This window comes from Microbacterium sp. BF1 (genome assembly GCF_019279095.1).
Lineage (GTDB): Bacteria > Actinomycetota > Actinomycetes > Actinomycetales > Microbacteriaceae > Microbacterium > Microbacterium maritypicum.
The window spans coordinates 1-2,141 of the sequence record NZ_JAGYWT010000420.1 but is presented as its reverse complement, the minus strand read 5'-3'; the positions used below and the strand labels follow the sequence as shown (position 1 = coordinate 2,141).

Genomic DNA, 2,141 nt, shown 5'->3' with positions numbered 1-2,141 from the left:
CGTCGCCTTCATCGGCGTCACGATGTCGACGCCTCTCATCCGGAACATTCTGGTCCCCGCACGCAGAGACCGCCCGGTCTTCGTGGTGACGCTGATCGCCGCGGTCGGCGGAGTTGCATCGATGATCACGCTGGGTGCCGCCTTCGCCCAGGCGCTCGTCGTTTTCGAGGTCCTGCTTCGAGTACAGGGGTCCGCGGGTGCCGACGTGGCAGCTCGCGGTGAGGTCGATCAGCCCCTCCTCGCTCGCGCGACGGAAGGGTGTGCCGTGCGTGATGGGCGCCCCGAAGTAGGTGTCCCACGTGTCGAGGTGGGCATCGAAATGCAGCACAGCGACCGGGCCGTGCTTCGCGGCGACAGCCCGCAGCAGTGGCAGCGCGACCGTGTGGTCGCCGCCGATCGTCACGATGTGCTGCACCTGCTCGCCGAGGGCCAGTGCCGCGCGCTCGACCTCGCTCACGGCCTCGGTGAGGTCGAACGGGTTGACCGGGATGTCACCGGCATCCACCACCTGCGCGATCGCGAACGGCGACACGTCCGGTGCGCAGCGCGAAGGCCAACGGCATCGACTGCTTGCGCCCCTCGACCTTCGCCTCGAAGACAGGGGTCTCCTCGACGCGGTAACGCACCCAGAAGCCGACGCCGACCAGCACGATCGACAGCAGGAACGGGATGCGCCAGCCGCCGTTGATGATGAAGTCGTCGCCCATGCGGGTCATGATCGCGAAGATGCCAGAGGCGAGCAGCGCGCCGGCCGGGTTGCCGAGCTGCGTGAAGCCGCCGTAGAAGGTCTTGGACTTCTCGGGGGCGTGCTCGACGCTCATGAGCACCGCACCGCCCCACTCGCCGCCGACGGCGAGCCCTTGCACCGCACGGAGCAGGATCAGCAGGATCGGGGCGAGGATGCCGATGTTCTCATAGGTCGGCAGGCAGCCGACGAGAACCGTGGCCGCGCCCATCATCACCAGCGTGATGACCAGCGACGTGCGCCGACCGAGCTTGTCGCCGATGTGGCCGAAGATGATGCCACCCAGCGGGCGGACGAGGAAGGCGACGGCGAAGGTCGCGAAGGCCGCTGCGGTCTCGGCCAGCCGGTCGCCGCTCGGGAAGAACAGCGGACCGAAGACGAGCGCCGCGGCGGTCGCGTAGACGTAGAAGTCGTACCACTCGATGGTGGTACCGACGAAGGCGGCGATGCCGGCGCGTCGCGCCCGGCTGTGGGTGCCGCTGGTGGGGGTAGTGGTCATGGGGTGCCCGCTCCCTTGCGGAAGATGTCGGATAGCGAAGGATGCTACGGACGTGCGGCCCGGCCAGCAAGCGCAGAACTCCAGTGATAACACGGATTCACTGAATATATGATCGCGCATTCGTGCAATGCGCGCCTACCCGGTCGCCGAGAAGGCTCCTACACTGGCTTTAGGCACCACGAAGCGTGCGATCGCGGGAAACTGACCGAATCGAGCGGAACCATGGATTTCGACGCCGAACTCATCCGTGCGCTGCAGGAAGACGGTCGCGCCAGCATCCTCTCGCTGGCACAGCGACTCGGGCAGTCTCGGGCCGCCGTCGCCGCGCGGCTGCGCACGATGCTCGCCGACCGTACGGTGCGGGTCGTCGCCGCCGTCGACCCGGTCTTTCTCGGTCAGCACGTGCTCGCCCACGTCTCCATCCGCACCGACGGCTCAGTCGAGCTCGTGGCAGAGCACCTGCGCGACATGAGCGAGACCGTGCTGGTGTCGGCCGTCGGCGGGGCGCACGACGTGGTCACCGAGGTGCGCGTGGGCTCGATGTCGGAGCTGCACGACCTGCTGGCCCTGATCCGTGCGATCGACGGCGTGCTCGACATCAGCACGATCATCTACTCGACCGTGATCAAGGGCTTCTTCGTCTCGGAGTACCACGGCGGTGTCACCCTCGACACGATCGATGAGGCGCTGATCGAACAGCTGCAGGCCGACGGACGCAAGAGCTTCCGCGCACTGGGCGAGGAGGTGCGCCCGTCGCCCTCGGCCGTCGAAATTCGCCGCGCAAGCATCTCCAGCCGCCGAGCTTCCGGCCAGGGGGAAGGATCCAGGGCGACGCCTTCGTCATCGCGTAATATCCGGGTCCTTGGCATAGATGATTGCTGTTGTCGGGCGCGATGC

At 67.3% G+C, this 2,141-nt stretch carries 1 protein-coding gene and 2 pseudogenes; 1 reads left to right on the top strand and 2 read right to left on the bottom strand.

Going from position 1 to position 2,141, the window contains the following annotated elements; translation table 11 throughout:
- Positions 1-145 precede the first annotated feature (145 nt).
- Both KZA10_RS13065 and KZA10_RS13060 read right to left on the bottom strand, forming a co-directional pair.
- Positions 146-544, bottom strand: a pseudogene (locus KZA10_RS13065) (arginase family protein); the annotation flags it as partial.
- Positions 540-1,244 (bottom strand): annotated as a pseudogene (locus KZA10_RS13060) (MFS transporter); the annotation flags it as partial. The pseudogenes KZA10_RS13065 and KZA10_RS13060, both read right to left, overlap by 5 nt.
- A gap of 222 nt (positions 1,245-1,466) precedes the next feature.
- Between KZA10_RS13060 and KZA10_RS13055 the strand changes: the two are divergent.
- On the top strand, positions 1,467-2,141 hold a 675-nt coding region (locus tag KZA10_RS13055), incomplete at its 3' end, for an AsnC family transcriptional regulator (RefSeq protein ID WP_256934825.1).